This is a genomic window from Kitasatospora sp. NPDC023118 (genome assembly GCF_055560875.1).
Window position 1 is genome coordinate 24,158 of record NZ_JBVHHW010000027.1, and the last position, 22,370, is coordinate 46,527.

At 71.4% G+C, this 22,370-nt stretch carries 22 protein-coding genes; 14 read left to right on the forward strand and 8 right to left on the reverse strand.

What is annotated here, in order from left to right:
• Positions 1-106 precede the first annotated feature (106 nt).
• From ACZ3UD_RS29060 to ACZ3UD_RS29090, 7 genes are all read left to right on the forward strand, one after another.
• Positions 107-1,039 (forward strand): ATP-binding cassette domain-containing protein, encoded by a 933-nt coding sequence (locus ACZ3UD_RS29060; RefSeq protein ID WP_465594002.1) that lies wholly within the window; start codon positions 107-109, stop codon positions 1,037-1,039.
• On the forward strand, positions 1,029-1,790 hold the full coding sequence (locus tag ACZ3UD_RS29065) for an ABC transporter permease (protein ID WP_465594005.1): 762 nt from the start codon (positions 1,029-1,031) through the stop codon (positions 1,788-1,790). The genes ACZ3UD_RS29060 and ACZ3UD_RS29065 overlap by 11 nt, the downstream gene beginning before the upstream one ends.
• A gap of 202 nt (positions 1,791-1,992) precedes the next feature.
• Positions 1,993-2,127 carry a lasso RiPP family leader peptide-containing protein gene (locus ACZ3UD_RS29070; RefSeq protein ID WP_465594009.1) on the forward strand — a complete coding sequence of 45 codons (135 nt, stop codon included), beginning with the start codon at positions 1,993-1,995 and terminating at the stop codon, positions 2,125-2,127.
• Positions 2,128-2,331: 204 nt separating this feature from the next.
• A complete protein-coding gene (locus ACZ3UD_RS29075) occupies positions 2,332-2,769 on the forward strand; it encodes a hypothetical protein (RefSeq protein ID WP_465594012.1) in 438 nt (145 codons plus the stop codon).
• A 377-nt stretch (positions 2,770-3,146) separates the two neighbouring features.
• On the forward strand, positions 3,147-3,674 hold the full coding sequence (locus ACZ3UD_RS29080; RefSeq protein WP_465594218.1) for an ABC transporter permease: 528 nt from the start codon (positions 3,147-3,149) through the stop codon (positions 3,672-3,674).
• Positions 3,675-3,680: 6 nt separating this feature from the next.
• Positions 3,681-4,265 carry a MauE/DoxX family redox-associated membrane protein gene (locus tag ACZ3UD_RS29085; protein ID WP_465594015.1) on the forward strand — a complete coding sequence of 195 codons (585 nt, stop codon included), beginning with the start codon at positions 3,681-3,683 and terminating at the stop codon, positions 4,263-4,265.
• Positions 4,262-5,056 (forward strand): DsbA family protein, encoded by a 795-nt coding sequence (locus ACZ3UD_RS29090; protein WP_465594017.1) that lies wholly within the window; start codon positions 4,262-4,264, stop codon positions 5,054-5,056. The genes ACZ3UD_RS29085 and ACZ3UD_RS29090 overlap by 4 nt, the downstream gene beginning before the upstream one ends.
• Positions 5,057-5,192: 136 nt before the next feature.
• Here the strand turns inward: ACZ3UD_RS29090 and ACZ3UD_RS29095 are convergent, their stop codons facing one another.
• Positions 5,193-6,950 (reverse strand): serine/threonine-protein kinase, encoded by a 1,758-nt coding sequence (locus tag ACZ3UD_RS29095; RefSeq protein WP_465594019.1) that lies wholly within the window; start codon positions 6,948-6,950, stop codon positions 5,193-5,195.
• Positions 6,951-7,439: 489 nt separating this feature from the next.
• Between ACZ3UD_RS29095 and ACZ3UD_RS29100 the strand changes: the two genes are divergently transcribed.
• From ACZ3UD_RS29100 to zwf, 6 genes are all read left to right on the forward strand, one after another.
• Positions 7,440-9,017, forward strand: a complete 1,578-nt coding sequence (locus tag ACZ3UD_RS29100) for a hypothetical protein (RefSeq protein WP_465594021.1) — start codon at positions 7,440-7,442, stop codon at positions 9,015-9,017.
• Between the two features lie 122 nt (positions 9,018-9,139).
• Positions 9,140-9,634, forward strand: a complete 495-nt coding sequence (locus ACZ3UD_RS29105) for a GNAT family N-acetyltransferase (protein ID WP_465594023.1) — start codon at positions 9,140-9,142, stop codon at positions 9,632-9,634.
• A 591-nt stretch (positions 9,635-10,225) separates the two neighbouring features.
• Positions 10,226-10,453 carry a ferredoxin gene (locus tag ACZ3UD_RS29110; protein WP_465594026.1) on the forward strand — a complete coding sequence of 76 codons (228 nt, stop codon included), beginning with the start codon at positions 10,226-10,228 and terminating at the stop codon, positions 10,451-10,453.
• Positions 10,443-11,837 carry an NAD(P)/FAD-dependent oxidoreductase gene (locus tag ACZ3UD_RS29115; RefSeq protein ID WP_465594029.1) on the forward strand — a complete coding sequence of 465 codons (1,395 nt, stop codon included), beginning with the start codon at positions 10,443-10,445 and terminating at the stop codon, positions 11,835-11,837. The genes ACZ3UD_RS29110 and ACZ3UD_RS29115 overlap by 11 nt, the downstream gene beginning before the upstream one ends.
• A 39-nt stretch (positions 11,838-11,876) precedes the next feature.
• Positions 11,877-13,103, forward strand: a complete 1,227-nt coding sequence (locus tag ACZ3UD_RS29120) for a cytochrome P450 (RefSeq protein ID WP_465594032.1) — start codon at positions 11,877-11,879, stop codon at positions 13,101-13,103.
• A gap of 75 nt (positions 13,104-13,178) precedes the next feature.
• Positions 13,179-14,621: a glucose-6-phosphate dehydrogenase gene (zwf, locus tag ACZ3UD_RS29125; protein WP_465594035.1), complete on the forward strand. Its 1,443-nt coding sequence runs from the start codon at positions 13,179-13,181 to the stop codon at positions 14,619-14,621.
• 102 nt (positions 14,622-14,723) lie between these two features.
• Here the strand turns inward: zwf and ACZ3UD_RS29130 are convergent, their stop codons facing one another.
• From ACZ3UD_RS29130 to ACZ3UD_RS29145, 4 genes are all read right to left on the reverse strand, one after another.
• The gene (locus ACZ3UD_RS29130) at positions 14,724-16,322 is read right to left on the reverse strand and encodes a multicopper oxidase family protein (protein ID WP_465594038.1); all 1,599 of its coding nucleotides are present in this window, start codon (positions 16,320-16,322) and stop codon (positions 14,724-14,726) included.
• A 125-nt stretch (positions 16,323-16,447) separates the two neighbouring features.
• Positions 16,448-17,023: a TetR/AcrR family transcriptional regulator gene (locus ACZ3UD_RS29135; RefSeq protein ID WP_465594041.1), complete on the reverse strand. Its 576-nt coding sequence runs from the start codon at positions 17,021-17,023 to the stop codon at positions 16,448-16,450.
• A 93-nt stretch (positions 17,024-17,116) separates the two neighbouring features.
• On the reverse strand, positions 17,117-18,622 hold the full coding sequence (locus tag ACZ3UD_RS29140; RefSeq protein ID WP_465594044.1) for a DHA2 family efflux MFS transporter permease subunit: 1,506 nt from the start codon (positions 18,620-18,622) through the stop codon (positions 17,117-17,119).
• Positions 18,623-18,959: 337 nt separating this feature from the next.
• Positions 18,960-19,382: a DUF3291 domain-containing protein gene (locus ACZ3UD_RS29145; protein ID WP_465594047.1), complete on the reverse strand. Its 423-nt coding sequence runs from the start codon at positions 19,380-19,382 to the stop codon at positions 18,960-18,962.
• 308 nt (positions 19,383-19,690) lie between these two features.
• Between ACZ3UD_RS29145 and ACZ3UD_RS29150 the strand changes: the two genes are divergently transcribed.
• A complete protein-coding gene (locus tag ACZ3UD_RS29150; RefSeq protein ID WP_465594050.1) occupies positions 19,691-20,311 on the forward strand; it encodes a MerR family transcriptional regulator in 621 nt (206 codons plus the stop codon).
• Between the two features lie 33 nt (positions 20,312-20,344).
• Here the strand turns inward: ACZ3UD_RS29150 and ACZ3UD_RS29155 are convergent, their stop codons facing one another.
• The 3 genes from ACZ3UD_RS29155 to ACZ3UD_RS29165 form a co-directional block, all read right to left on the reverse strand.
• The gene (locus ACZ3UD_RS29155; RefSeq protein WP_465594053.1) at positions 20,345-20,521 is read right to left on the reverse strand and encodes a hypothetical protein; all 177 of its coding nucleotides are present in this window, start codon (positions 20,519-20,521) and stop codon (positions 20,345-20,347) included.
• A 92-nt stretch (positions 20,522-20,613) separates the two neighbouring features.
• The gene (locus ACZ3UD_RS29160; protein ID WP_465594056.1) at positions 20,614-21,006 is read right to left on the reverse strand and encodes a cupin domain-containing protein; all 393 of its coding nucleotides are present in this window, start codon (positions 21,004-21,006) and stop codon (positions 20,614-20,616) included.
• A gap of 50 nt (positions 21,007-21,056) precedes the next feature.
• Positions 21,057-22,367, reverse strand: a complete 1,311-nt coding sequence (locus ACZ3UD_RS29165) for an NAD(P)/FAD-dependent oxidoreductase (protein ID WP_465594059.1) — start codon at positions 22,365-22,367, stop codon at positions 21,057-21,059.
• Between the last annotated feature and the right edge of the window lie 3 nt (positions 22,368-22,370).

Sequence of the window (22,370 nt, forward strand, 5' to 3'; positions counted from 1 at the left end):
TAGGAGACGGCGCCGGTGGAGCCCGCCGCCTCCGCCGCCCGGTGGAGGCCACAGTTCGGAGCGCCGGCCGATGTGCCGGGGCCCCGCTCCACGGCAGCCTGATGTCGTGATCGAACTACGGCAACTGACCAAGCGCTATCGCGACACCGTCGCGATCGACGGGCTCACCTTCACGGTGCGGCCCGGCCGCGTGACGGGCTTCCTGGGCCCGAACGGGGCCGGCAAGTCCACCACCCTGCGGATGATGCTCGGCCTGGACCGCCCCGACAAGGGCGACGTCCGCTACGACGGCAAGGCCTACCACGAGCTGCGCGAGCCGCTGCGGCATGTCGGCGCGTTGCTGGAGGCCAAGGCGGTGCAGAGCAGCCGCACCGCGTACCACCACCTGCTGTGGCTCGCCCAGACCAACCGGATCGGCCGCGACCGGGTCCGCGAGGTGCTCGCCATGGTGGGCCTGGAGTCCGTCTCCTCCCGCCGGGCCGGCGGCTTCTCGCTCGGCATGGGCCAGCGGCTCGGCATCGCCGCCGCGCTGCTCGGCGACCCGCAGGTGCTGCTGCTGGACGAACCGGTCAACGGCCTCGACCCGGAGGGCGTGCGCTGGATCCGCACGCTGCTGCTGGGCCTGGCCGCCGAGGGCCGGACGGTCCTGGTGTCCAGCCATCTGATGAGCGAGATGGCGATCACCGCCGAGCACCTGGTGGTGATCGGGCGCGGCCAGCTGCTCGCCGACACCAGCATGGACGACTTCATCGCCGACAACTGCCGTCCGCAGGTGATGGTCCGCACCTCGGATCCGGCCCGGCTGCTGGACGTCCTGGGCCGCGCCGGGCTGACGGCGCACCAGGAGGAGCGCGGCGCCGTGGTCGTCGACGGCGCCGGAACGGAGAAGGTGGGTCGGATCGCGGCCGAGGCCGGGCTCGTCCTCGGGGAGCTGGCCACCCGCACGGCCTCCCTGGAGGACGCCTTCCTCCGTCTCACCAGCGACGCCGCCCAGTACCGGGCCGAGGCTTTCACAGGAAGGGACCGGCATGCCCTCTAACGCGGCCACGGCCGTGGTCCGGGCCGAACTCACCAAGATCAGGACGGTCCGGTCGACGCTCCTCCCACTCGTCATCGCCCTGGTCGTCAGCGTCGGGATCGGCGTGCTGAACGGCGCCTCGGCCCGCTCGGCGATCGACAAGAAGAGCAATCTGCTCCGCTCCGACTTCAATCCGGTGGACGCCGGCTTCGTCGGGGTCCAGTTCGGCCAGCTGGCCCTGATCGCCTTCGCGGTCCTGCTGGTCTGCACCGAGTACGGCAGCGGCATGATCCGCACCTCGCTCGCCGCGGTGCCCAACCGCGGCCTGTTCTACCTCTCCAAGATCGCCGCCGCCACCACGGTGGCCCTGCTGCTGGCCGTACCGACCGCGTTCCTCGCCTTCCTCGCCTCCCAGACGGCCCTGGGCCCGCACGGCGTCGAGCTGAGCCATCCCGGAGCGCTGCGCGCCGTCCTCGGGGCCTGCCTCTACCTGCCCCTGATGTGCCTGTTCTCGGTGGGCATCGCGACGATGCTGCGCAGTACGGCGCTCGCGCTCTCGCTGCTGTTCGCCTTCGTCTTCGTGCTCTCGCCGGTGGCCAACGCCATCCCGGCGCTGCGCGCCGCCGCCCGCTACCTGCCCGACCACGCCGGCGCCGAGGTCATGAAGGCCGATCCGGGCCTCAGCCCGGCAACGGGCCTGCTGGTCCTCGCGGCCTGGGCGGCGGCGGCCCTGCTGGCCGGCTACCTCACGCTGCGCAGCCGTGACAGCTGACTGATGCCCACCTGTCCTGCTCGAACCCAGCTTGACGGGACCCGCCCGCCCGAGCGGGCCGGGAGATTCGACGGGACCAGAACAGGACGGATGCCCCACGCAATCGGGACTCCCGCCCGCATACGTTCTTCATTGTCCGAACGGACAGGCAGGGCTGGCCAGTTGGCAGCCGCGCCAACCTCTATCCCTTTGGAGGGACACCATGGAGAACACCACCGTGTACGAGACCCCCGCCCTGGTCGAGATCGGCGACTTCACCGAGCTGACCCTGTGCACCCCGTGGGGCAGCTGCCGTGGCTTCCTCGGCTGCGGCAGCGCGCCGGTCTGCGTCGGCTGACGCTCCGTTCTAGCACCAGCCGGTAGTCAGTAGCACGCGATCCGGCCGAGGCAGGAGGCCGACGGTGGCGGACCATCCCGCTGCCGTCGGCCTCCCCGCACGCTGGGACCAGGAAGAGGGACGGGGAAAGTGGAATTCATAATCCTCCCGGACTGTCCGGGAGCTGGGGAGCTACTCGCCGAACGCCGGCCCGGGTTCGGGGCGATGAGGGTGGATCATCACTCGGGCCGTCCCTGGCTGGTCGGCCGCTGGAACGACTCGGACCTCACCCTGGTCACCGCCGGCCCGCGCCGGCTCGCCGTGTTCGGACGGACCAGGTTCGACGGCGGACAGGCCGAGCGCCTCCTCGACCGCGCCCGTTCCTCGCACGACCTGGACCGGCTGGCCACCCGGATCCACCGGATCCTGCCCGCGGAGCGCCCGGCCAACTGGTTCGACGCCGCCCCGGCCGGCGACGAGCCCGGCGCCGACGGCGCCTCCTTCGTCCCCCGGTTCTGCACCGAGATCGACGTCCCCGTGCACTCCGTCAGCGTCAAGCCACCCTCGCTCGACGACGTGTTCCTGCACTACACCGGCCGCAGCATCCGCGACACCGACGGTGGCAAGGCCACCATGGGCGACATCGGCAGGAGGGACGTATGAACGAGATCTCGGCACCCGTCGCCGCGGGCCCGCACACCGCCCCGGCCGCCGGCGCCAGGCCGGTGCCCGCACCGACCCCGGCCGTGGTGATGGCCCGCTCCGTCGCAACGCCCGCGCGATCAGGATGCTCTGGCACCGCGAAGTGGTCCGGTTCGGCCGCAACCGGGTGCAGATCGGCATGGCCCTGGTCACCCCGCTGATGTTCCTGCTGGTCCTGGGCACCGGCCTGCAGGCCGCCCAGAGCGGCTCGGACGCCGGGTTCGACGAGTACCGCGCCTACCTGTTCCCGGGCACCCTGGTGATGGCCACCCAGGCAGGCCATCGCGGTCGGCATCTCCGTCGTCTGGGACCGCCAGGCCGGCTTCCTGCGCCAGGCGCTGGTCGCCCCGGTCCGGCGGGAGAGCCTGCTGCTCGGCCTCGGCCTGGGCGGCGCCACCTCCGGCGCGCTCTACGGCGCGCTCTACGGCGCCATGGTGCTCCTGATCGCCGGCCTGGTCGGGATCCCGTACCACCCGCTGCTGCTCGTGGCCCTGCTCGAAGTCGCCCTGGTGGCCCTGACGTTCACCTCGATCGGGATGCTGGCCGCGGTCTGCATCCGCCGGATCGAGGTGTTCCAGGTGGCGGTGAGCCTCTGCCTGATGCCGCTGATGTTCTTCTCCGGCGCGATGTTCCCGGTCGGGGGTCTGCCCGGCTGGCTCGGCATCGCCGTCCTGATCAACCCGCTGACGTACGCGATCGACGCCATCCGTCGCACCCTGCCCGGGGACGTGCACATGGGCGGCTACGCGGACGGGCCCGCGATCTTCGGCTGGACCCCGCCGGTGATCGTCGAGATCGGCTTCGTCGCCCTGCTGGCGACGACCGCGCTGGCCATCGCGGCACGCCGCTTCTCCCGGGGGGAGTGAGTCGTCATGCGGACACCCAGTGGAGACACGCGCGCCGATGGTCTGCGCGCGGCCGAGGCGGAACCCGGCGGCGTGGTCGCCGGTACGGCGGGCCCCGGCCGGCTGAACGGCCGGGCCGCCCGGTACACCGATCTGGCGGGCACCCTGGTGCGGTTCGGCCTGGCCGCGGTCTGGTTCGTCGCCGGCCTCGCGAAGCTGACCGACCCCGGGGCGAGCTACCTCGCCGTGCGGGCCTACGAGTTGCTGCCGAACGGGCTGGTCCGGCCGGTGTCGATCGGCCTGCCGCTGCTGGAACTGCTGCTCGGCCTGTTCCTGATCCTCGGACTCGGCACCCGGGTGGCGGCGGTCTGCTCCGGCCTGCTGCTGCTCGCGCTGATCGCCGCCATCGCCCAGTCCTGGGCCCGCGGGCTCAGCATCGACTGCGGCTGCTTCGGCGGCGGCGGCGAGATCGACGCCGGGCAGACCCGCTACCCCCAGGAGATCGCGCGGGACGTCGGCTTCCTCGCCCTCGCGCTCTGGCTGACGATCAGGCCGCGCACCCTGCTGGTGCTGGCCACCACCGACACCCGACGGACGGAGGCCGACGCATGACCGGGACCACCCAGGACCCCCAGGCCGGGCTGAGCTCCCAGGCCCTCGCCACCATCGAACGCAAGCAGCGCGAGGGCCGGCGCCGGCGGGGCATCCAGGCCCTGGTGGCCGTCGTCGTGGCGGCCGCCCTGGCCGGCGGCATCGCCCTGGCCACCCGGGCCAGCGACCGCTCGGCGGCCGAGCACGTCATCCCCGCCCAGGACACCGGCCACATCCGCGCCGCCTACTACGGCACCCGGGACGGCACGACCGTGCTCTCCGGCGGCAGCGCACCCCACACCCTCGATCTCTACGCGGACTTCCTCTGCCCGCAGTGCGGCCGGCTGCACAAGACCCTCGGCACCGCCATCGAGCAGGCCACCGAGTCCGGCAAGCTCCAGGTCCGCTACCACATGGTCCCGCTCCTGGTGGACTTCTCCAACCCGGCCGGCTACTCCCTGGACGCAGCCAACGCGGCCCTGTGCGCCGCCGACGCGGGCAAGTTCCTGCCCTTCCACACCAGCCTCTTCGCCGACCAGCCCAAGGAAGGCCGCCGGGGCTACGACCGCTCCCAGCTGGCGGACCTCGGCCACCGCCTCGGCATCACCGGCCAGACCTTCGACTCCTGTGTCACCGCCGGCACCTACGACGCCCAGCTCCGCCAGGAGCTCACCCGCGTCTCCGCCGACCCCGCCCTGCAACAGCCCGGCGCCCGCAACTCCCGCTTCGGCACCCCCACCGCCGTCGCCGACGGCACGCACCTCGTCGACCTCACCACCTCCGACTGGCTCGACCGACTCCTCGCTTCCTGAGCGACCACAAGCCACACCGTCCGTCCGAGCAGCACCGGCACACCCCCGAACTGCCACTGCTCGGACGGACGGTGTGTCCGTGAACCCGATGCGCACGGCGCGTACGACCACCGGCACAGGGGCGGGGGACGACCCGCTAGACGGCGGGCTTCCAGAGGGTGAGCAGGACGCCGTACGCCGGAGGGTCGAACGGCTGCCCGGTCGGCTTCACGTCGGTGATCCTCAGCATCGCGAGGTTCCCCTTGTCGGTGACCGTGCAGAGCACGTCGCCCTTCTTCAGGACCTTCTGGTCGATCAGCGCCGTGTTGCTGAGCTCCGCGGGCAGCGGGGCGGTGTCCACCGACTGACGGCACTGCTCCGGTGACGTCCCCGGGCTCTTGGCCATGGGGGTGCGGAAGTGCATCCACTGGAGGAGGTAGTAGAAGTCGGTTTCGTGGTCGCTGAGATCCCCGTTCGGTACGACCTTGGGCACGTCCAGATCGACGGTGATCACCGCGCCGGTCACCGGCGGGCCGATGAGCAGCGGGCGGTCGACGAAGATCGGCTCGTAGCCGCGGTTGGGGGCCGCCGTGGCGGACGCCGTGGCCTGCGGGGCGTCGGCGGGCTGCTTGCTCGGGGTCGCGGCCCCGACCGCAGGGGCGGGCGCGGCCGTCGCCGACGTGCCGGTGGCCGCGGTGGTCCCGGACTTGTCGTCGCCGGACAGGAACCAGGCCGTACCGGCGGCCACCACGGCCAGGGCCGCCACGAGGGCGACGGCCAGCGGTGCCCGTCGACGCGGCGGCCGCCCCGTCGACGTGGCTGCCGCCGCTGTCGCCGGCGGGGGCGGGGGTGCGGTCCGTGTGGGCGCGCTGTGCACGTCGCCGCCGGGATGCCCCGACACCTGCGTGGGCACGTACGTGGCCGCACCCGCGCCGGCCCCCGCCGCCGGTGCGGGATCCGTCGCCGGTGCAGGATCCGCCGCCGCCAGCAACCGCTCCGTCCCGCGCTCGCGCTCGGCGACGGCCGCGGCGAGCAGGGCCGGCAGCCAGCCGTCGCGAGGCTGCAGGGCATGGCCCAACACGCGCTCGCACAGCTCCGCCAGCTCGGTCGGCGTCGGCCGGGCCGCCGGGTCGGCGGCGAGCGTACGCTCCAGCAACGGCCGCAACTGCTCCGGATACCCGGTCAGATCCGGCGGCCGCAGCTCGGTGTTGGCGATCTGGGTGGCGACGGTCAGCGCGCCGCCCGAACCGTACGGGTGCCGCCCGGTGGCCGCGACGGCGGCGATCAGGCCGAGCGAGAAGACGTCGGCGGCCGGAGTGACCTCGGCCCCTGTGCCGTGCTCGGGCGACATGAACTGCGGGGTGCCGATGAAGCCGCCGCTCCTGGTGAGCTGGGTGGCCTCGGCGGCGCGCGCGATCCCGAAGTCGATCACCCAGGGGCCGTTCGCGCCGAGCAGGATGTTGGCGGGCTTGAGGTCACGATGGACGACCCCGGCCGCGTGCACGGACGCCAACCCGCGTGCCACGCACCCGACGAGCTGCAGCGCCACGGGCACCGGCAGGGGGCCGTACCTCGCCAGCGCCTCGTCCAGCGCCAGCCCCGGCACGTACGCGGTCGCCAGCCACGGCTGTTCCCCGCTCGCGTCGTGGTCCAGCACCGGCACCAGGTGGTAGCCCCGCACCTGCTGCGCCGCACGCACCTCGTGCTGGAAGCGGCGGAGGAACTCCGCGTCACCCGCGAACTCCCGGCGGACCACCTTCAGCGCGACCGGCTGGTTCCCGCGCGTGCGCGACAGATACACCGACCCCATGCCGCCCTCGCCGATCCTGGCGAGCAACCGGTAGCCGGCGATCTCCCGCGGTTCATCCGCCCCGAGCGCACTCATCGCGCCGCTGTTCCCACTGATGGAACCCACCCCCCGATCACCTTGAAGATCAACAATAACCGTCGGCCACAGCCGGTCGGACGGCACGGTCCCCGAACGCCGGAGCGCACCGGAGACGGCGATGGTCGGCGGGCGGCAAGGCGAATGACGCACCGCGGAGTCAGATTCGCGTTCGGGTGGTAGGCGAAGGGCGCGGCATCAAGTGCGGACTCCACCATGGCCGGTTCAGCGTCGGCGGCCGCCTTCCGGACGGCGGCCGGAGTACGGGCCCGGACCCGCGCGGTGCGGGCGGACCGCACTGGCCTGCGACTTCTGCGCCCTGTCAGCTGTTCACGATGACGGTTGTCATACGGATCAGGGAACACGCGTCACTGACGTGACGTCAGGTCGGCCGGAAAGGCTGGAGGCAGGCACGGCGCTGACGCCTGTCGCCCCCTCCGGTGGCGAACCAGGCCTGTCTTCAGCCTGTCGGTTCAGCACAGGACGCTCCGTCATCCAACCCCTGAAGGAAAAGGCGCCATGCACAAACGAATCACCGCCCTCGCGGTCGGGACCGCGATCCTCGTCGGCGGCCCGGCCGTGGCCCCGGCGGCGGAAGCCGAGGAACCACCGCCCACCGCGACCGTCACGGTCGACGGGCGCGTCATTAACACCGTCCCGGCGGACGCGGTCGGGGTCGACACCCCCTTCTGGGAGCCGAATTTCGCGCGGCGCGACACGGCCCGGCGGATCCGCGAAGCGGGCATCACCACGTTGTCGTTCAACGCCGGCGGGCCGGCCGACCTCTACCACTTCGACCACGGCGGCTGGCTCAGCCCGGACCCGTACGGCCCGTACAACGGCCCCGACGGCCACGGGTACGAGAGCCTCGCGCCGCGATTCACCTTCGACCGGTTCGCCGAGACCGCCCGCGCGGCGGGCGCGGGCATGCTCGTCCACGTCAACTACGGGACCGGCCCGACCGACACCAGAGAGCACCCCAGCACGGACGCCGATCCCAAGCCCGGAGATCCGCAGGAGGCCGCCGCCTGGGTGCGCTACGCGAACGTCACCCACGACTACGGCGTGCGCGACTGGGTGATCGGCGAGGAGACCTACCTCAACGGCTGGAACAAGCCGCCGGGCCCGACCGAGCCCGGCAACAAGTACCGGGTCCGCGAACCCGACGCCCACCCCGACAAGTCCCCGCAGGCCTACGCCCGCAACAGCATCGAGTACGCGAGGGCCATGAAGGCCGTCGACCCGGGCATCCGCGTCGGCGTCGAACTCTTCCCGTACGACCCGGCGGCCCTGGGCCAGCCCGGGGTCAACCGGTCCGCCAAGGAGTGGGACGACGCCATGCTGGCCACCCCCGGGCTGGCCGACGCGATCGACTTCGTCGACGTGCACTGGTACCACGCCCACTACGCCGGCGCCACGACCGACGCCGACCTGCTCGCCGACACCACCGCCACCGCACCCGCCATGGCGACCGTGCGCGCGGCCCTCGACCGCGCCTCGGCGCCGGGCCACCGCATCGACATCGTCGCGGGCGAGACCAACGTCAACAACACGGGCGACCCGCACCAGCGAACCGCCGCAGGCGCCCTCTACCTCCTGGACAGCAACCTGTCACTGCTGGACAACGGCGTCTCCCGGGTCGACTGGTGGGCCCTCTACAACGGCCCGCAGTGGACCGAGGACCGCAAGGACTGGGGCGACCTCGGGCTGCTCTCCTCCGGCGAGTGCCCCGCCGACTGGGCCGGCCCGCAGCCCTGCGAACCGCCCGCCGGCACCCCGTTCGCGCCGTTCCACACCATGAAACTGCTGACCACCGCGCTCAGGGGCGGCGGCGACACCCTCGCCGTGTCGTCGGACAGCGCCACCCTCGGCGCGCACGCGATCCGACGCCCCGACGGCACCCTGGCCGTCGTCGTGATCAACAAGGACCCGGAGCACACCCAGCCCTTCCACCTCGACCTGCCCGGCGACTACCGCGCGCAACGTACCCTCACCTGGCGCCGGGGCGACACCGCGCCCATCACCCGCCGCGGGCCGGCACCCACCGCCCTGGCCCCTTACTCAGCCGCGGTCATCCTGCTCACCCCGCGCAACTGACACCCCACACTGATGTGCCGTCCTCGGGCAACGCCTGGCCTCGGCAACGGATCCTGCACGTCGCGGGAGCCTCTGGTCGACCACGTCATGCCGTACCCGACTCCGTACGAGGGATTGACACCATGGAAAGCACCGATGGCGTTCTGGAACTGCGTCCGGCCCGGCCGGAGGATGCGGACACCATCGCAGACATCTGGTACCGAGGATGGTGCGACGCCCACCTGGGAAACGTTCCGGAGGCCCTCCTCGCGGTGAGGACGAAGGAGTCGTTCGGCGTGCGCGCCGTGCAACGGGTCGGCGACACGACCGTCGCAATCGTCAGCTGCGTGGTGGCCGGCTTCGTGATGGTGGTCGACGACGAGGTCGAGCAGCTCTACGTGGCCGACAGCCACCGCGGAACCGGTGCGGCCGTGGCACTGCTCACGGAAGCCGAGCGCCTCGTCGCTGCCGGCGGTCACCGGCGCGCATGGCTGGCGGTGGTGGCAGGCAACACTCGCGCCCGCAGGTTCTACGCACGCAACGGCTGGCAGGACACGGGAACCTTCGACCACCGAGCGCCAAGCGACCAGGGACCGGTACGAGTGCCCGCACATCGCTACGTCAAACCGCTTGCCTGATGCTGTGACCGCCTGGGTTCGCCGGGCTGGTGGTCGTGGCGGTCGGATGCGCGGTGGCCGATCCGACCGCTCGCCGCGATCACGAGCAGGGCGGATGGGGCCTTCGGCAAGCACACGTCGATCTGCCCGGGAGTCAGCAGGCCGACCGAGAGGCGGCGCTGGTGGGCTGCCTCGGGTGCGTCGTGGAGGTGGTGCATCGGGGTCCAGAGCACCCCGCAGTCCAGCCGAGTGCCCCTCCACCGGCCGCTGCGATGTGCCGGATCGGGTTGATCGGGGTGCGGAGCTTTCACTCACGGACGTCCTGGTGACGCAGACCGTGCCGGGCGGGTGCGGCGGTGAGTTCGGCCGAATTCCGAGGACGTCCGGACACCCGAGGGAAGTGCGATCAAGAGAATTGCGATGGCCGGGAATTGGGGACACGCGCGATCCGGAAATGCCGTAGGCGCCCGGCCCGCCCGGCGCCGCCCTCGCCTTGCGAGACCTCTGCGCAGGATTGATCCTGAAAGTGAGGCATGCCTACCGACCACACGGACCGAGCGCGGACGGCTGCGGGGCTCTCTACCGCGGCCCCGTGCAGGGAGCGGGTTCCAGATGAGGCTTGTCGTCGATCTCAACCGGTGCCAGGGATTCGCGCAGTGCGTCTTCCTCGCCCCGGACGTCTTCGCCCTGCACGGCGATGAGGCGCTGCTGTTCTCCCCCCGCTTCGACGAGGCGCAGCGCGACCGGGTGGAGAAGGCCGCTGCCGCCTGCCCGGTGCAGGCCATCCTTGTCGACTACTCGGACGAGCCGACGGAGGGTGTGGAGCCCCATGTCGGCTGACACGGACGTCGAGGTTCTGCGGCGGGAGGGTCGCATCGTCGTCGTCGGTGCTTCGCTGGCCGGTCTGCGTGCGGCGGAGACCTTGCGGGACGAGGGTTTCACCGGATCGTTGACCATGATCGGTGATGAGCCGTACGAGCCCTACGACCGGCCGCCGCTGTCCAAGCAGGCGCTGCTCGGGCGGGCGCGGGCCGAGGACACCGCGCTGCCGCGGCGGCGCGAGATCGATGCGGATTGGCGTCTGGGCGTCGCCGCCGAGGGCTTGGACCGGGACGCCAAGCGGGTACGCCTGGCGAACGGGGACACCGTCGCCTACGACCGTCTGCTGATCACCACCGGGACCAGAGCGCGGCCCTGGTTCCACCCGGAACAGGCAGCTCTTGACGGTGTTTTCGCACTGCGTACGCGCGGCGACTCCGCGCGCCTGTACCGGAGGCTGACCGGGGGCGTGTCCCGGGTGCTGGTGATCGGCGCCGGTTTCACGGGCTCCGAAGTCGCCTCCGCCTGCCGGGAGTCGGGCCTCGAAGTCACGGTCGCCGAACGCGGCCCCGCACCGCTGGTGGGCGCACTGGGCGGGGTGATCGGCGAGGCCGCGGGCCGGCTGCAGCGCAGGAAGGGGGTCGATCTGCGCTGTGGCATCAGCGTCACCGCCCTGGAGGGCGACTACGCCGGACGGCTCAGGCGCGCCCATCTGTCCGACGGCTCGGCGATCGAGGTGGAGGTGGCGGTCGTCTCGCTCGGAGCCATCCGGAACACCGATTGGCTCGCCGGCTCCGGGGTGGCCGCGGGCCCCCAAGGGATCGCGTGCGACGCCGGGTGCCGCGTCTTCGACGTCAACGGCATCGTCACCGACGACATCTACGCCGCCGGTGACGTCGCGCGCAGCCCGCACCCGCTGTTCGACTACCAGTTCCTGTCGCTGGAGCACTGGGGCAACGCGGTCGAACAGGCCGGGACCGCCGCCCACAACATGATCTGCGCGGGCCCCGAGCGCCGTCCCCACCTGTGGCTGCCGATGTTCTGGTCCTCCCAGTTCGGCGTGAACATCAAGTCCGTGGGTGTGCCCTCGCTGGGCGACCAACTGCTCGTCGCCCAGGGGGCGCTCGCCGAGGAGCGGTTCGTCGCGGTGTACGGCTACCGCGGCCGGGTCATCGCAGCGGCGTCCTTCGACGGAGCCAAGTGGCTGGGGTTCTACCAGCAGCAGATCGAGGCCGCCGCGCCGTTCCCGCCGGAGTACCGCGTGGTCGACCGCCGAACCGAAGCATCGCAGCCGGTCGACCCGGCGTTCCCCGACCCCCACCTGCCCACCCACGGGCCCACCGTCACGCTGACGGGCCACTCACCAAGCGAGCGGCGTGTCGAGTTCGTTCCGCCGCGTGCCTGATCACCGGCCCTGTGCCGCCCGGAGCCCTCAGGAGACACCATGACGCTCGGTAGCATCTCCGCGCAGATCGCCGACTACGCCAATCGAGCCGATCCGTACCCGCTCTACGCGGAACTGCGCAAGACACCGGTCAGGCGGGAGGACGACGGCACCTACCTGGTCAGCACCTACTACGAGGTGCGGAGCCTGGCCAACGACCCGCGGCTGAGCAACGACACGAGCAACCGCCCGGCCGGCTACGCCCGTATCGGGCAGCCGGCGAAGGAGACTGGCCTGCCGCCCGGCTTCATCTTCACGGACCCGCCCGTGCACGACCGGCTGCGCGACACCGTCAACCGGCCGTTCGGTCCCCCGCACAGCCCCAGGTTCCTCGACGGCCTGCGCGGGGAACTGGCCAAGGTCGTCACCGAGCTGCTCGACGCCTTCGACGGCAAGGACCAGGTCGACATCGTCGAGGACTTCTCCTACCCGCTCCCCGTCACGGCCATCTGCAAGGTCCTGGGCGTACCGCGCGAGGACGAACGGAGCTTCCACGGCTGGGCCGACGCCCTGACGTCCGCACTCGATCCCCACCCCGGCGGCGACACCGACCAGGGAAAGGCGGAGCAGGCGCGCGCGGACCTGGGCGCCTACCTGTCCGACCTGATCGAGACCAAACGCCGCCAACCCGGCCCCGGGATGCTCAGCGCGCTCGCCCCCGAAACCGGTCCCGGAGGCAGCATGACACCGGCGGACCTGGAGGCCACTGCGGTGCTGCTCCTGGTCGCCGGCCACGAGACCACCGTCAACCTGATCTCCAATGCCACCCTCACGCTGCTGCGCCACCCGGACGTCCTCAAGCGGTTCCGGAAGGACCCGGACCTGGTCGTCCCGCTCATCGAGGAAGTGCTGCGGTACGAGCCCCCGGTCCAGTTCGTCACGTGGACCACTGCCCTGGCCGACATCGGCATCGCCGGCACCACGATCCCCCAGGGCTCGCCGGTCTGGCTCATGCTGGCAGCGGCCAACCGCGACCCCAAGCGCTTCGAGGACCCCGACCGGTTCGATCCCGACCGCAAGGACAACGAGCACCTGGGCTTCTACACCGGCATCCACTACTGCTTCGGTGCGCCGCTCGCCCGCATCGAAGCACAGCTCGCTCTGCCCGAACTGTTCCGCCGGGTCACGTTCTCCCGGCTGCTGGAGGATCCGCCGCCCTACCGCACCAACGCCGTACTGCGCGGCCCGCGCCACCTTCCCGTGGCGGTCGAGGGCCTGACGGCTTGAGCACCACTGAAGGAGGATCGGCCGACATCGGGGCCGGGCGCCCCGTCCGGGCCTACCGGATCGACAAGGAGTGCCATGACCGCACCGGCGAGCACCGCCGCCGATGTCCTGGTGATCTTCGGCATCACCGGGGATCTGGCCAAGAAGATGACCTTCCGGTCCCTGTACCGCCTGGAGCGCCGCCGGTTGCTCCAGTGCCCGATCGTCGGCGTGGCCCGCCAGGAGTGGTCGGCCGCGACCCTACGGGATCACGCGCGCCGCGCCATCGAGGACACCGGCGAGACGATCACCGAGGACGTGTTCCAGCGGTTCGCGGAGCGCCTGTCGATGGTCTCCGGCGATTTCGGGGACCCGGGGACCTATGACCGCGTCGCCCGGGCGATCGAGGCCTGGCAGACTCCGGTCTTCTACCTGGAGATCCCGCCGTCGCTGTTCGGCCGCGTCGTCGAGGGCCTGGCCGGTGCCCACCTCACCGGTCGGGCCCGGGTCGTCGTGGAGAAGCCGTTCGGCCACGACCTGGCGTCGGCCCGGGCGCTGAACGCCCGGCTGCGCGGGCTCCTGGAGGAGCGGCAGATCCTCCGCATCGACCACTTCCTCGGCAAGGAACCGTCCCTGGACATCCTGTTCCTCCGGTTCGCCAACTCCATCTGGGAGCCGCTGTGGAACCGCGACCGGATCCAGTGCGTGCAGATCACCATGGCCGAGGACTTCGGCGTGGAGGACCGGGGCAGCTTCTACGACCCGGTCGGGGCGCTCCGCGACGTCGTGCAGAACCACCTGCTCCAGCTCATCGGGCTGTTCGCCGCCGAGCCGCCGAGCACTTCCGCCGACGGACTACGCGACAAGCGAGTGGAGGTGTTCCGGGCCATCCCGTCAGCGGACCCGAGGCACTACGTCCGCGGCCAGTACGACGGGTACCTGGCCGTGCCGGGGGTGAGCCCGGACTCGCAGACCGAAACCTACGCCGCGCTGCGGTTGGAGATCGACAACTGGCGCTGGTCGGGCGTCCCGATCTTCATCCGGGCCGGTAAGGCCCTCCCGGAGCGAGTCACCGAGATACGGGCTGTCTTCAAGCAGCCCCCCAGGCTCGCCTTCGCACCGACGTTCGCGCCTGACCCGAACGAGCTCGTCCTGCGGATCGATCCCCACCCAGGTATCGACCTGATCGTGCAGGCCAAGCAGCCCGGCGCCCAGGCAAGCCGGACGGTGGATCTGTCGCTGATCTTCTCCGAGGAACTCGGAGAGGCACCGGAGCCGTACGAGCGGCTGCTCGGCGACGCCATGAAAGGGGATTCCAGCCTCTTCACCCGGGAGGACGGCGTCGAGGAGACATGGCGCATCGTCCAGCCGCTGCTGGACGCCCCGCCCCCGGTGGAGCCGTACAGGTCGGGATCCTGGGGGCCGGCCGGCGCGGACAAGCTGCTCGTCGGCCACCCGCGCTGGCGCGACCCCTGGCTCCACTCCCATGCCATGAGGCAACACCGCATGCAGGTGGAGACGCCGGACAGGACCGACTGAACGCTCCGGTTCCCGGACGAGGCCGGCAGATCCTGATGAGGACCCGCGGTCGGTCAGTGGACGGTCAGACCTGCCGGGAACCGCTCATGAACATCCTCACGGTCAGCGGACGACGTCGATGTAGCTCATCATGCCGTTGTCCTCGTGGGCGGCGATGTGGCAGTGGAACATCCACTTGCCGGGGTAGTCGGCGAAGGCGACCCGGACCACCACCTTGCCCGGCACGCCGTCCACCGCGTGCGGCACGGGGACGGTGTCCTGGCGGTGGGTGTAGGGCTGGGGCGCGCCGTTGACGGAGACCACCTGGAAGGCGTTGGTGTGCAGGTGGAAGGGGTGGTCCTCGCCGGAGTGGTTGACGACGGTCCACTCCTCGACGGTGCCGACCTTGGCGGGGGTGTCGAAGACGGAGCTGTCCATCGCGAACTGCTTGCCGTTGATGTAGAAGGTGTTTCCGTCCGTACTCTCGGACAGGTCCAGGGTCCGCTGCTGGGCGACGGGCACCGCGGAGAGGTCGGCCGGGGCGGTGGGGATGGCTCCGGTGACGTCCGCCAGCCGGTGTACGGGGGCGCCCGCGACCTTGACCGTGGCCAGCTCCGTGTCGGGGTAGGAGTCGCCCTGTGGGCCGTTGCTGTAGGCGGTGGTGCGCAGCGTCGTCCGGGCGGGGTGGGCGCCCGCGGTGACGAGGACGTCGTAGCGCTTGCCCGGGGGGAGCAGGAGGGTGTCGGCGGTGGTCACTTGGGCGACGGGGGTGCCGTCCTCGCCGATGACGGTGAAGTGGTAGCCGTCGAGCCGGAGTTGGTAGAAGATGTCGGCCCCGGCGTTGGCGAGGCGCCACAGTTGGGTCTCGTTCGGCTTCATCGACAGCACCGGCCGCAGCTGGCCGTTGACCAGGCGCACGGTCGGGTTGTCGGAGTTGATCGAGGTGGTGCCGGTGTTTTGCAGGATGTGCCCGGTGGGGTCGAGTTGGACGTCCTTGAGGACGAGGGTGTGCGCGGTGATGTGGCGCAGGTCCGCCGGGAGCAGGGTGCGGTCGTCGCCGACGGTCAGGGCGCCGGACAGGCCCGCGAAGATCTGGTTCTCCACGTCCCCGGGCATGGCGGCCATGTCCGGCATGCTCCCGGCGCCCGGTGCGGGGCAGGTGGTGCCCATGGCGTGGCTGTGGTACCAGAAGGTGCCCTGCGGGTGGTCGGCGGGGATCGCCAGCTCGTACGTGGTGGACTGACCCGGTGCCACGCACAGGAAGGGGTCGTCGGACTGCCCCTCGGGGGAGACGTGCAGGCCGTGGAAGTGCAGGTTGGTGGCGACCGGCAGGTGGTTGACGAGGTGAACGGTGACGGTCGACCCCGGGGCCACCTTGATGGTCGGCGCGACGAACGCGCCGTTGTAGGAGTCGCCGTGGACCTCGCGCCCGGAGACGTCGAACCGGGTGCGGGCGGCCCCGAGGTCGATGGTCAGGTTCGGGTCCGTGCCGTCCGTCTCGGCCGAAGCCGGGTCGTGGAACGGCAGACCCGCCCGCATGCCCTTCTCCTGGTCGGCCGTCGAGGGCGGCTGGGGAACGTCCGCCGGTGAGGCCGCCATCGCCTCGACGCCCACGGCGGCCGACAGCAGGACCGCCACCGCGGTGACGGCGTGGATGGCTCGCCGGGTGCGCCGTATCTGCTGCCGGTGGGTGTCGGCAGCGTCTTCGATGTCGCGGGACATCAGGTCTCCGTATTCGTGTTGTCCGTGAGGGTTGGTGGTGCGAGCCACGGCCTGACTCCGCCGACAAGCATGAGCGGGAAGGGCCGCTTCCGCCAGAAGGAGACCGGGGACCGGGCGGTCCCGAGTCACCAACCGGGTGTGGGGCCGGCGCCCGGTGGACGGCCCGGCTCGGTGGGGTCGTTCGCCTTCGCCCAGCAGTCCGGTCCGGCCAGGTGCGCGAGGTCGCCCGGGAGGTCGAGCGTGACGAGCAGGCCGAGTGCCATGTGGGAGAAGAACCGGGCCACAGTCGGCCGCGGCAGTCCGGTGCCCTTGTCCACGATCTCCCAGACCCGCTGCCAGCCCGCGGCCGCCTGAAGGGCGATCTCGCGGTCGCCGCAGGCCGCCGCGCAGACCTGGCTCTGCATCATCGGCAGCTCGGGCTCCTCGATCAGCTCCTCCCAGGCGCACCACATGGCGTGCATCGCCGCCTCGCCCGCCAGGTCACGGGCCGCGGTCTCGAACGCCTCCGATATCCGCCCGAAGCAGTACCGCGAAGCCGCCAGGAAGATCGCCTTCTTGCCCGGGAAGAGCCGGAACAGGTACGGCTGGGAGACCTCGGCGGTGCGCGCGATCGCATCGGTCGAGGTGCCGTAGAACCCCCGTCGGGAGAATTCCCTGACAGCCGCGCGCAGCACGGATGCTCTGCGCAGATCAGCAGTCATCCGCACGCGCGCCTCCACTGGTCGTCAGGGCTCGGCGAGGTGCGCCGCCGTGCAGCGGACGGCGCACCTCACGGGATGGACCGGGCAAGTGCATCAGGCCGAGGTCGGGGTCACGGATCGCGAACCGGCGGCCGGCTCCCCGTCAGCGGCGGTCTCGGGGGCGGTCTCGGGGGCGGTCGCGACGGGCCGCGGCTGGCGCGGGATGCCCAGGGCGCAGAGTCCGCCGAACACCACCACGCCGACGCCGACCCAGGTCGCCGGGTGCAGCCCGTCGACGAACGTCTGCGGGCTGAGGGCGCTGCCGCTGTGCGCGAAGACCGTGCTGAGGACGGCGATGCCGAGCGCGCCGCCGATCTCCCGGACGGTGGCGTTGGCCCCGGAAGCCTTGCCCTGCTGCTCCGGACCGGCCGAGGCGAGCACCACGGAGGCCGTGGGCGCGAAGACGAAGCCCATGCCCGCGCCGCCGAGCAGCATCCCGCCGACCAGGTGGGAGTAGGGGGTGTTCGAGGTGGCCTCCAGGTTGATCCAGGCGAGGCCCACCGCCTGGAGGAAGAGGCCCAGCGCCATCAGGCGTCCGCCGCCCACCTTGTCGGTGATGGCCCCGGCGACCGGCGCGATGGCCATCGGCATCAGGGTCCAGGTCAGGGTGAGCACACCGGCCTGGAGGGGGGTGCGGTGCGGAGCGATCTGGAGGTACTGGGAGAGCATGAAGATCGAGCCGAAGACCCCGAAGTACATGGCGGCGGAGACGATGTTGGTCAGCACGAAGGCCCGGGAGCGGTACAGGCTGAGCGGCAGCAGCGGGTACTTGGCGCGCAGCTGCCAGAGCACGAAGAGGATCAGCAGCACCGCGCCGCCGATGAAGGCGCCCAGGATGCGGCCCGAAGCCCAGCCGTCCTGCTGGCCGTTGACGATGCCCCAGACCACGGCGACCAGGCCGACGGTGGCCAGCAGCATGCCGAGCAGGTCCAGGTGGGTGTCGGGGACCTTGCTCTCCTTCAAGGCGAAGACCACCAGCGGGACGGCGATGACGCAGACCGGCACGTTGATCCAGAAGATCCACTGCCAGGCGAGGCCGTCCACCACCGCGCCGCCGACCACCGGGCCCAGCGCGATGGCCAGGCCGCTGAAGGCGGACCAGAGACCGAGCGCCAGGCTGCGGCGCCTGGCCGGCACGGCGGCGGCCAGCAGGGTCATCGAGAGCGGCATCACGGCGGAGGCACCGAAGCCCTCGATGACCCGCCAGAAGATCAGCTGGTCCGTGGTCTTGGAGAGCCCGCAGCCGACCGAGGCGAGCGTGAAGACGGCGATGCCTCCCAGGAAGATCTTCCGCCGGCCGAAGCGGTCGCCCAGCGCCGCTCCGGTGAGCAGCAGACAGGCGAAGCTCAGCACATAGGCGTTGACGAACCACTGGAGGTCCTGGGTGCCCGCGTTGAGCTTGACGGCGAGCGTGTGCAGCGCCGTCGAGACGACCAGGTTGTCGAGCGCCACCATGAACATGGGCACGCTGCAGGCGACGATCGACAGCCAGACCGGGATGTGGCGACCGCTGCCGGCCGCGGGTGGCAGGGCCCCACCCGAACTATTCATCGTGCTCATGACACTCCTTACTGGAGGCCGCCCCGCGGAACCTCCGCGGAACGCGCGGCAGTGCTGGATGAGGACAGGAGAGGGCATCACCGGCGGGCGCCGGCGCCCGGCGGGGCGGGCCCCGGCCCGGGGCGGGGGAACCCCGGGCCGGGAGTGCGGGGGCAGGACGGCGCGACCGGGGGGCGGTGCGGCCGACTCCGTGATGACGGCCCGGCGCCATCACCAACCGGCGCCAGACCCCGCGGTCGGCGCGCTCCCGGATGGAGAGTCCCGGATGGCTCCGGGCGAAGGGCTTCGGGTGGAGGGTTCCCGGACTGCGGGGCTCCAGGCCGGACGGGCGCCCGGGTCAGCGGCCGGCGCCGCCCTTGGCGGCGTCCAGCCTCGCCTGCTCGGCGAGGTGCCGCTTGGCGTCCGCCCAGGTGATCGGCAGTTGCTCCACCGGTACCTCCCAGAAGGTGAACGTTGAGTCCCGCATGGTGGAGCGCAGACCGTTCATGATGCTCCGGTGGGGCTCGGTCCTGGCGTAGGCGTAGAGGGCGTCACGGCCCTCCCAGGCGGAGAGCGTGAAGAAGGTCCGCTTCAGCGGCCGGGCGATCAGCGAGGCGCCCAGCGCGCCCGGTGCGGAGCGGACCTGACGCCACGCCGAGAGAGACTTCAGGAAGAAGCGTGGCACATCCTTGACGGACCGCACCTCGAAGCGGGACGCCATGACGAACGCCTGCGTGTTCGGCGAGGCCGGGTTCGGAATCGTCCAGGGAAGAGTTGGCACCGTACGCCCGCCTTCATCATTGGTGAGTGGCAGTGTCTATATTAGACAGCGCCGGTACCCAGTGGCTAGTCGAGCGCGACACCAACTTCCATCAGCCATGCCGCCGCACCACCATCCCCGCAATCCCGGGTTCCAGCAGCCTTTCCAGCTCCCCCGAAGCCCCTACGCGCCCCGCGCCGGTCCTCGGTGGCCCTGGCCGGCGGCGCTCGCCTTCACCCTTGGCGAGTGGCAGTATCTACAGAGAGGGGAACGACAGTATCCAGATGGAGACCGTGGCGGCAGCCACCGGCCAGTCAAGGACAGACCAATTGCGAATCTCTGAGTTGAGCCGCCGCAGCGGGGTCGCGAACGCGACCATCAAGTTCTACCTGCGCGAGGGGCTGCTGCCCCCGGGGCGCGCCACCTCCGCGACCCAGGCCGAGTACAACGAGACGCACCTGCGGCGACTGCGGCTGATCCGGGCCCTGATCGGCGTCCGCGGACTGACGGTGAACGCCACCCGGGAGGTGCTGAGCGCGGTCTCCGAGCACGAGGCCGACGTGCACCAGGTGCTCGGGCTCGTGCTCGGCGCCCGGCCCGTAGACAAGGACGAGCAGCCCGAGGAGCAGCCCGGCATGTCCGACGTGGACGCCCTGGTGGAGCGGATGGGCTGGCAGCTCTCGGAGCACTCCCCCGCGCGGGGCGTGATCGCCGAGACCCTGGAGACGCTGCGCTCGCTCGGCGCGGACTACAGCTGGCGCGCCCTGGTCCCGTACGCGGAGCTCGCCCAGCAGACCGCCGTGCTGGACCTGGACCAGCTGAAGGACACGGACGACTCGCTGGAGCAGGCCGAGCGGGCCGTCCTGCTGACGATCCTGCTGGAGCCGGCCCTGCTGGCGCTGCGCAGGATGGCCCAGGAGCACGAGTCCGCGGTGCGGCACGGCGGCTGAGCGCCCGCCCCGCGGGCGTGGCGGGCGCCGCTATCACCGCTCGACGTCCGCCCGCTCGCTCTCCGTGTGCTGCGGCTGTTCCTCCTCACCCGGGTGGGCGTCCGGGTGGACTCCCAGCCCCAGGCACAACAACTCGACCAGGCTGAACGTGAGTTGCTGGTGCCGCTCGCTGGGGACCGTCCCCCCTCGGACGGTGTTCCACAGAGCCATGTCCCGTACCTGCCTTTCGGCGCCGGCCGCCGAGCGGACCGGAATCGGAGTGTGACACTGGTCGAGGTGCGGTGGGCGGAATCGGACGAGAGTCAGGCTTCCTCGCCGGCGGGCAGTTCGGCACCGGGCGGGAGCTTGAAGATGGAGAGGTACCTCACCCCGGTGTCGGCGACGAAGTCGCTGTGCACCGAGCCGGCCGAGGCCGCGAAGACGTCCCCGGTGCTCATCGGCACGCCCTGGTTGCGCATGGTCCCGCTGATCACGTAGAGGAACTCGGCGTACTCGTGGACGTGCGGTCGGGTCCGGTAGCCGGGCTGACCCTCGACCAGCGCGATGTGGTAGCCATCGGCCCTGGCCAGGATCTTGGCACGGGCCGTTCCGCCGGGGCCCCACGGGATCCACCGGATCCCGTCGAACTCGCCGACCCGTGCGATGTCCCAGCCTTCGACTGACGGCGCCTTCGGCTCCTGGGTCAGCCCCTCCAACGGTTCCTCCAGCGCTTCCTTCGGTGACGGGGTGCCCGACCGGTCGCGGCTCACCGGCCCGGCAGCTCGCGCAGCAGCTGGGCTGCGGCCTCCATGCCGGAGGAGTAGGCCGCCTCGTGCGAGCCGATCTGGTCCCAGTGCAGCGCCTTGGAGTGGAAGTAGGAGCCGCAGAGCTTCACCCGGGTGCCCTCGTTGACCTGGTAGATGTCCTTCTGCAGCTCCCGCACCCGCACGTCGATGATCGGGTGGGTGTACGGGAACTCGGCGATCACGGCCTCCTGGTCGACCTCGCCCGGGTAGTCCAGGGTGACGAAGTAGTCCTTCTCCGCGGTGAAGCCGTGCAGCTTGTTCATGTAGTACGCCACGTAGCTGCGGGCCTCGCCGCCGTCGACCGCCACCTTGCCGTAGTTCCACGCCTCCCAGCGGCTGCGGTCGCCCGGCATCACCGAGGCGTCGGTGTGCAGGATGACCCGCGAGCCGTTGTAGCGGATCGGGGTGAGCACCGCGCGCTGGCGCTCGCTGGGGTTCTCCAGCAGGGCGAGCGACTCGTCGGCGTGGGCGCCGAGCACCACGTAGTCGAAGGTCTCGCTGCCGCTCGCGGTGGTCACCGTGACCGAGTCGGCGTCCTGACGGATGCCGGTGGCCGGCTCGGCCGTGCGCAGCTCGGCGCCGATGGCGGCGACCGCCTTGCGGACGTAGGAGACGGAGCCGCCGCTGACGGTGCGCCAGTCGACCCGGCGGCCGCCGAGGCCGCCCTCGTCGTGGCCCAGGAAGAAGGCGATCACCGTGGCGGCGGGCATCTCCCAGATGAGCTCGGCCGGCACCGACCACACCGCCGAGGCGAGCAGGATCACGTAGGAGTGGCGGAACTCCTCGCTGTAGCCGCCGCGGTCGAGGTACTCCCCCAGCGGGATGTCGGCGAGCTTGCGCACGAAGTCCTTGCGCCCCTCGGTGTGGAAGCGGCGGGCCTCGCGCCAGATCGTCAGGAACTGCGGGTACCTGTCGCCGTACTTGGCCGCCACCTCCTCCTCGCTCCACTCCAGCTCGCTGGTGCCGTACTCCAGGCCGCTGTCCAGGTCGAAGAAGTTGAAGCCGCCGAGGTGCTGCACGGCGCCCACGCCCAGCTCCTCGAAGAACCGGAAGATGTTCGGGTAGGCGGGGCGGTTGAAGACGACGAAGGCCGTGTCGATGCCGAGGATCCGGCCGTTCTCCTCGACCTCGACGGTGTTGGCGTGGCCGCCGAGGCGGTCCTCCCGCTCGAAGACGGTGATCCGGGCGTGCTCGCGCAGGTGGTAGGCGGCGGAGATCCCGGCGACACCGGCACCGACGACGGCAACGCGGGGGGTGGGGTTCAGCGGCATGGC